Source organism: Vibrio sp. Vb339 (assembly GCF_902751245.1).
Taxonomy (GTDB): domain Bacteria; phylum Pseudomonadota; class Gammaproteobacteria; order Enterobacterales; family Vibrionaceae; genus Vibrio; species Vibrio coralliirubri.
In genome coordinates this window covers 1-7,325 of sequence record NZ_CADDIS010000019.1, presented here as the reverse complement: position 1 = coordinate 7,325, position 7,325 = coordinate 1, and the positions used below count along the sequence as shown (strand labels likewise).

General features: G+C 42.0%; 8 protein-coding genes and 1 pseudogene. 7 read left to right on the top strand and 2 right to left on the bottom strand.

Going from position 1 to position 7,325, the window contains the following annotated elements:
* From HRQ85_RS25920 to HRQ85_RS25890, 7 genes and pseudogenes are all read left to right on the top strand, one after another.
* Window positions 1-928, top strand: a 928-nt coding sequence (locus HRQ85_RS25920) for an ABC transporter permease (RefSeq protein ID WP_216655529.1), incomplete at its 5' end; no start/stop codon positions are given.
* Between the two features lie 8 nt (window positions 929-936).
* Complete coding sequence (locus HRQ85_RS25915) at window positions 937-1,740, top strand: ABC transporter permease (RefSeq protein WP_172380970.1); 804 nt, start codon at window positions 937-939, stop codon at window positions 1,738-1,740.
* A 15-nt stretch (window positions 1,741-1,755) separates the two neighbouring features.
* Complete coding sequence (locus HRQ85_RS25910; RefSeq protein WP_172380969.1) at window positions 1,756-2,502, top strand: SDR family NAD(P)-dependent oxidoreductase; 747 nt, start codon at window positions 1,756-1,758, stop codon at window positions 2,500-2,502.
* A gap of 61 nt (window positions 2,503-2,563) precedes the next feature.
* Entirely contained in the window at window positions 2,564-3,955 is a 1,392-nt protein-coding gene (locus HRQ85_RS25905; RefSeq protein WP_172380968.1) for an aminotransferase, read from the top strand.
* 2 nt (window positions 3,956-3,957) lie between these two features.
* A complete protein-coding gene (locus HRQ85_RS25900) occupies window positions 3,958-5,007 on the top strand; it encodes an ABC transporter ATP-binding protein (protein ID WP_172380967.1) in 1,050 nt (349 codons plus the stop codon).
* A gap of 28 nt (window positions 5,008-5,035) precedes the next feature.
* Window positions 5,036-5,728 carry a GntR family transcriptional regulator gene (locus HRQ85_RS25895; protein ID WP_172380966.1) on the top strand — a complete coding sequence of 231 codons (693 nt, stop codon included), beginning with the start codon at window positions 5,036-5,038 and terminating at the stop codon, window positions 5,726-5,728.
* A gap of 133 nt (window positions 5,729-5,861) precedes the next feature.
* A pseudogene (locus HRQ85_RS25890) lies at window positions 5,862-6,481 on the top strand (IS6 family transposase).
* A gap of 63 nt (window positions 6,482-6,544) precedes the next feature.
* Here the strand turns inward: HRQ85_RS25890 and HRQ85_RS25885 are convergent.
* Both HRQ85_RS25885 and HRQ85_RS25880 read right to left on the bottom strand, forming a co-directional pair.
* Window positions 6,545-6,970 carry a hypothetical protein gene (locus HRQ85_RS25885; protein WP_172380965.1) on the bottom strand — a complete coding sequence of 142 codons (426 nt, stop codon included), beginning with the start codon at window positions 6,968-6,970 and terminating at the stop codon, window positions 6,545-6,547.
* 63 nt (window positions 6,971-7,033) lie between these two features.
* Window positions 7,034-7,325: hypothetical protein (locus HRQ85_RS25880; RefSeq protein WP_172380964.1), on the bottom strand; the 292-nt coding region annotated here is incomplete at its 5' end.

Genomic DNA, 7,325 nt, shown 5'->3' with positions numbered 1-7,325 from the left:
GAGACGTCTAAACTATGAACGCAGTGGCTTCAGAAGCCTCATTATGAAGACGGCTCGCCGTTTAGCTTCAGGGGATGCAACCCAAAAACGTACCGGAATTAAGGTATTAGGGTTTATTGACAAGAGATGGTTAGAGCCGACTTACTGGCAATATTTAAAATCAGCATCACGTCCATATACGCCCTTTTATTTGTTGTCTGCGATAGACATGAAGTTAGACAAAAACGGTCACATAACGACTGTAGATGAAGACAAAAAAGTTTACGTCGATATTCTGATGCGCACGATTTCGATTGCTTTCGTCGTAACATTTTTATGTCTTATCTTAGGTTATCCACTAGCGGCACTCATGACGCGCGCTTCTAAACTCATGAAAGCAATATTGTGGGTATCAATAATGCTTCCGTTTTGGAGCTCATTGCTTGCTCGCACAACAGCATGGATAGTAATGCTTCAAAATAATGGAGTGCTAAATAATGCGCTGTCAGCTATTGGTATAAAACATGGTCCTTTAGACCTCATGTTCAACCGTGCTGGTGTATACATTGTGATGGTGCACATTCTTTTACCTTTTGCTGTTGTCCCAATTTACAATAATCTTAAAAGCATTTCTCCGCATTTGATGAAAGCATCCGCCTCTCTAGGGGCACACCCTATAATAGGTTTTTTTAGAGTATACCTTCCTTTGAGTCTTCCAGGGATATCTGCAGCAGCGATTTTGACCTTTATCATTTCAATCGGTTACTACATCACACCTTCATTAGTTGGCAACGCTAGTGATCAAATGCTTGGCTACTTTGTGGCGTTCTACGCGAATCAAACCGTCAATTGGGGCATGGCCTCAGCTCTCGGTGTTGTATTGCTCGTGTGCGTCATCGCTGTATTAGCAGTAACTGCCGGAATTAGCAGGTTGTTCAAATTCAAGTGAGGGCTGTAATGAACCATTCGATTTTAACTAAATTCTCTATTTGGCTACATTCAGTGTTTGGCATATTTATGATCGTGTTTTTAGTTATGCCATTGATATCTGTAGTGCCACTGTCATTCAGCTCAAGTAGTTTTTTGTCATATCCTCTGCCAAGCTTATCAATGAAATGGTATTCCTCCGTTTTTGAAGATGGACCTTGGATGTCATCATTGCTGAATAGCCTGTATGTAGGAGTATCAAGCACCTTTATCGCTACGGTTTTAGGTACGCTCGCTGCATTTGGTTTATCACGAAATGACCAATCATCTAAGACCACAATCAAAGGTCTCTTGCTGGCGCCAATGATTATTCCCCCAGTTATAACTGGTCTGGGAATGTACCTCTTGTTTGGGCAGCTTGGGCTAAGTGCGACCTTTCCCGGCCTCATCATTGCTCATACTGTTCTTGTGACTCCGTTTGTAATCGTCACGGTTGGCGCGACATTAAAGACTTTTGATAAAACTCTGCTGCAGGCGGCAAGCAGTCTTGGTGCTTCTCCTGTCAGAGGATTCTTCACCGTAGCTTTGCCGTTGATTGCTCCAGGAGTCTTATCTGGTGCTCTCTTCGCATTCGTGACGTCCTTTGATGAGGTGGTTGTTACTCTATTTATTAGTGGGCCAGCTCAAAGAACATTGCCTAGACAAATGTTTGATGGGATCAGAGACAATATAAACCCTTCCATCATCGCCATGTCTGTCTTTTTAATGATTGTTGCCGTCATAGCACTTTCGTTCTACATGTGGCTTGAAAACAAAGACAAGAAAAATCACTGAACAAGGATATCAAGAATGAAAAAAATTGACGTAATTCTGGTTACCGGCGGGACACACGGTATTGGGGCTGCCGTGGTCAAACGATTGGCTGAAGAAGATATAACTGTCATCTTCAGTGGTCGCGATGAGAAAGCAGGTCTTGCCATTCAAGACTCTGTAGACAGAACAATTTTTATCAAAGCAGACATGTCGAGTGAGGAAGACATTATAGAGCTTGTAAATCGTTCATGTTTGGTTGGTAACTTAGTGGGGCTTGTTAATAACGCAGGCACTTCATCAAGAACGCCTTTTTTAGAAACGTCGACAGAAGAATGGGATCGCGTTTTTTCAATCAACACCAGAGCTAGCTTTTACACAATCAAATGCGCCTTGCCTTATCTTCAACAAACACAAGGTGCCGTTGTGAATATGGCATCTATTGCTGGAAAAGTAGGAGAAGAGGGTCTTGCTGCATACACCTCATCTAAGGCTGCAGTCATAGGCTTAACACAAGCTCTTGCTTTGGAATTTGGAGACAAGGTTAGATTTAACGCCGTGTGCCCAGGTCAAATTCAGACAAGAATGATGGATAAAGTAATAAACAACAAGCCTCACCTTGAGGCACTAACGCATCGAATTCCTATGGGAAGATTAGGACAAGCAAATGAAATTGCAAACGTGGTGAAGTGGTTGTTGTCTTCAGAGGCGAGCTTTGTCAATGGAGCAACATTAAGTGCAGATGGCGGCGAGTCATCTGGATACAGAACACCTAAATATAGTTGAAGTCATTAACATTATGACAAGCTAATAGGAAGCAACCAAAAGTTAAAAGGATTACAAGCATATGAACGACATCTCTGAAATCGGTCAAATAGATATAACTAATCATATTCACTCACAGACAATTTTGAAGAAGCACGAAAAGCTCGGTCCCTTAGTTATTGAAAAAGGTGAAGGCGTGTATGTTTATGACGAACATGGCAAGGCCTACATTGAGTCAATGGCTGGTCTATGGTGTGCATCATTAGGCTTTTCTGACAAACGCCTCGCTGAAGCAGCATCAGAGCAGTTAAATGTTCTGCCTTACTACCATACGTTCAATCATAGAACCAACAACGTAGTATCGAAGCTATCAGAAGAGATAGCTAGCATTGCACCGATGAGCAATTCGCATTTGTTTTTTGCCAATTCTGGCTCGGAAGCAAATGACAGCATGATCAAGATGGCATGGAACTATTTCATCGCTAAAGACCAAAAAGAAAAACGCAAAGTTATTAGTCATGAGAAGGGATTTCATGGTTCAACTATTGCTGGCGCGTCAATGTCTGGTCTTCCACACATGCATGAAGCTTTTGGTCTCCCTATGGATTGGAACATATATGTTCAAGCGCCACATTATTATCGAAGCGGCAGAGCTTGCGAAACAGAAGAGCAATTTACTCAGCGACTCATTGAAGATTTGGAAGCAACTATTGAGCGTGAAGGAGCGGACACCATCGCGGCATTCATTGCTGAGCCAATAATGGGGGCAGGTGGCGTTGTTACACCTCCGAAAGGGTACTTTGAAAAAGTGCAACAGGTGCTTAAGAAGAATGACATCTTGTTGCTTTCCGATGAAATAGTATGCGGCTTTGGTCGCACTGGTCATTGGTTCGGCTGTCAGTTGTATAACTTTGTTCCAGACATGCTTGTGTGTGCGAAAGGACTCACTTCCGGATATGCTCCAATGTCCTGTGTCATCGTATCAGAACAGGTCTATTCTGAAATAGCACGATATGGCGACGATTCGAAGGTATTCGGACATGGTTTTACTTACTCAGGGCATCCTGTTTCTGCTGCAGTAGCTTTAAAAGCAATTCAAATTTACAAAGAAATGAATTTGCCTAAACTGGCATCGAATCTTGGTAACTATCTTCATGACAAACTGTCACTGCTTGAAAGCCATCCACTAATCGGTGAGATTCGCGGCGCAGGTCATGGGTTTGTGGCGGGGTTAGAAATTGTACAGGACAAGAGAACCAAATTTCCTTTTTCTCCGTCAACCAATGTTGGTGGAAAAATTGAGGCTGCATGTCGCTTACATGGGCTAATAGTAAGAAACATGGGAGACGTTATTGCCTTGTGCCCACCGTATGTCATCACGTCTACTGAAATTGACACATTAGTTGAAAAGCTGACAATTTCACTAGACTTGGTCTGGAATGAGGTAGCGGAAAGCAAAGAGAAAGGCGAGTAGTTATGAGTTGTTTTATTGAATTCAAAAATATTTGTAAGTCATACGACGGGGCGACAGAAGTAATTCCTAATTTAAATCTCGAAATCCAAGATGGGGAGTTTTTAACTTTTCTTGGAGCATCTGGTTCAGGCAAGACAACAACACTAATGATGTTAGCTGGTTTTGAAATGCCTTCCTCTGGGGAAATATTAATGAATGGTAAGCCCATTCATGATGTGCCTCCTCACGAGAGAAACATTGGTGTAGTCTTCCAAAGCTATGCTTTGTTTCCACATATGACAGTGGCTGAAAACTTGGCCTACCCATTGAAAATGCGAGGTCTGGGCAAAAATCAGATAAACAGCAAAGTAGCAAAAGCCATAGAAATGGTTCATTTGGATGGCATGATGCATCGTAAGCCCAATCAGCTATCCGGTGGGCAGCAACAAAGGGTAGCTCTCGCAAGAGCTCTCGTTTTTGAGCCAGATTTGATTCTTATGGATGAACCGCTTGGCGCTCTTGACAAAAATCTCAGAGAGCACATGCAGTATGAGATTAAGCAGATACACAAAGAGCTCAATGTCACGGTAGTTTATGTAACTCATGATCAGAGTGAAGCCATGACGATGTCCGATCGTATTGCAGTTTTTAAAGACGGGAAAATAGAGCAATTGGATACTCCGATGAACATATATAATGAGCCATCTTCAGACTTCATTGCTGGATTTGTCGGTGAGAATAATTTGCTGGATGTTGGTTCTTTAGCAGAAAATTCAAATTTAACTAGTATTAAGACTCTGTCAGAGAGTGATCATGATGGAGCAATCGCAATACGCCCTGAAGATTTGAAGCTCGAAGAGGACATGAGCGAAGAGGATGACATTATTTTCCGATGTCAGTTAAGAGAGAAAGTATACTTAGGTGAGCACCTGAGACTAGTATGCGATCTTGGTCTGCAAACCGAGATTGTTGCAAAGATATTCGATAAGCAAAGTCACGAATCTATTAAATGCGGTGATTTTGTTAATCTAGTATGCTCTTCAAATAACGTCAGAAAATTCCATCGTACATAGTGTGCCATTTACGAAGAAATAGAGGAATATGCAAACATTTACGCGAAATCGCGATGTGGTGATTGACAGAAGCAATTTAGCAGAGCGTGTTTACATAAACATCAGAGAAGCCCTCATCTCAGGACAGTACCTCCCGGGAGATAGGCTTAGAATAGGCGAGTTAGCGAAAATATATGGAACTAGCAATACTCCCGTTCGTGAGGCATTACTTCGCTTGGTTAGTGAACACGCTTTGGAAATGCAAACAGCATCTAAGATTATAGTTCCTAACCTTAGTTTATCTCGATACCAGGAGATAAAGAAAATCAGATGTGAGCTGGAGGGGCTAGCAGTAGAGTGTGCCACCAAGTTCATAACAAAAGAAGATATCGAGACATTAAAGATTATCAATGAGAAATTTACCCTTGCCGAAGAAGAAGAAAAAGCGGTAGATATGTTTTATTACAATCAGCGTTTTCATTTCTACATATATGAGAGATGCAATCAGCCTATCTTACTCGCAATGATCACAAATATGGCCGCAGCAATGGGGCCAATCTTGAGATCTTTTTATAGCACTAATCAAAAAGGTTACAGAAGTGGCTGCATTCAGCACAAGAAAATGATCACCGCATTCGAGAATGAGAATCCAACTGCTGCGAGAACAGCTCTACTGCAAGATATAAGTATGATAGCACCTTTGATTGAACAGTTCTTAGGGGGCGAACAAGGGGTTCTGTAGTAAACTTTGAAGCTTTAGGTTAAGTTTTGCGGTTTTGTCGGTTGATATTTGCCCAATTTCGACTCGACACCCTGAATTATAATGTTTAAAGGCTGCCACTTTCCCTCTGAAGTTATTCTCGAAACCGTCCGTTATGACCTCGCTTACAAATTCAGCTATCGCGAGATTGAAGAAATCCAGAGGGAACGTGGATCATGCAACGATTAATCGTTGGGTTATCAAATTTGCACCTGTCTTAGAACATAAAGCGAGAGCAAAGAAAAAGCCCGTCTCTACTTCGTGGCGCATGGATGAGACCTACGTCAAAGTGAAAGGAGAATGGCTTTACTACTATCGAGCGGTCGATAAGTTTGGAAACGTCATTGATGATTATCTCAGCTCCAATCGCGATGAAGCTGCCGCGAAAGCCTTTCTGAATAAGGCGATAGCTCACATGGCCTCCCCGAGAAAGTGGTCATTGATGGGAGTAAAAGCAACTACGCGGCTATTGATGCAATGAACGTTCAACTCTGGTTAACGGGCTTCTTTATATTGTCACTGATTGAGATATTGGATATCAAATATCTGAATAATATCGTAGAGCAAAGTCATCGGTGGGTAAAACAAAAAACACGCCAAGCTCTTGGATGGAAATCACTAGAAGGGGCAACGGCCAGTCTTCATGGTAAAGAATTGTGGACAATGATTAAACGAGGTCAAATTGACCTTGGGGGTAACAACGCCTTTGAGCAATTTTATGCCCTCGCAGACTAATTGCGTCTAGAGAATGGCTCTGCCATATCGGTTACTAAAATTAGCAGAGTCCCATTAAGTGACTTATTTGAGCCACTGATATACCCATCCATCAGCGATTAAGGTCTGTTTGATTTTTGCTTTATCTTTGCGACTGGCACGATTGTAGATTGATCGGATCTCTTGCTCAAAGCTATCTTCATTAAACCCACGTTTAATTGCTTTTTGATACCACTCATGCCTTTGAGCAACATCTCCCAAGATCATCTTACATGCGCCAATTAGAGTGCATGGTCGGTAGTCTTGTTTAGTAAGTTCATGAGCTTGAGTACCAAATTGGATCGCCTTATCAAGCATGTTTAGATCACGCTTTACCCCACCACTTGTGGTTAAGAGTGCCGATTTCAGGCTCTTGTGGCCATTTGCGAAATTGAATGGGAAGTTTTTATTAACCAGATCGACCGCAATTTGAGGCTTCCCAGCCTTTCGGTAATCAGCAATAGCATTCACGAGATTCCAAGGTTTCTTCGTATCTTCCCATTTGCGCTTTGCTAGTTCAGCTCGATTCAGGTATTACAGCCCACTTACATATTGATTTTCAAAACCTTTATTGATTAACCATAAGTAATCGCTCTCAGAAATTGTTTGCCCTTTGGTCAATAGTTCGAGGATTTTTGCGGCTTTGGATCGTCTTCGTATCTTAACTACCTCTATCGATGGAAAATCAATATAGTCCCTCTCATATTGATCTTTTCGTTCCTTAAACATCTTTTCTGATGCTTCACGCTTCGCTTGCAGCTTTTGCTCTTGAATCTGGCGTTGTTCATTTCGTTGTTCTGAGGGAGTTTTGTTTCCGATAGAGACA

What these genes read in the sequence shown, in the direction of transcription:
- HRQ85_RS25915 (WP_172380970.1), top strand. Translation starts at nt 937, where the DNA reads ATGAACCATTCGATTTTAACTAAATTCTCTATTTGGCTACATTCAGTG.
- HRQ85_RS25910 (WP_172380969.1), top strand. Translation starts at nt 1,756, where the DNA reads ATGAAAAAAATTGACGTAATTCTGGTTACCGGCGGGACACACGGTATT.
- HRQ85_RS25905 (WP_172380968.1), top strand. Translation starts at nt 2,564, where the DNA reads ATGAACGACATCTCTGAAATCGGTCAAATAGATATAACTAATCATATT.
- HRQ85_RS25900 (WP_172380967.1), top strand. Translation starts at nt 3,958, where the DNA reads ATGAGTTGTTTTATTGAATTCAAAAATATTTGTAAGTCATACGACGGG.
- HRQ85_RS25895 (WP_172380966.1), top strand. Translation starts at nt 5,036, where the DNA reads ATGCAAACATTTACGCGAAATCGCGATGTGGTGATTGACAGAAGCAAT.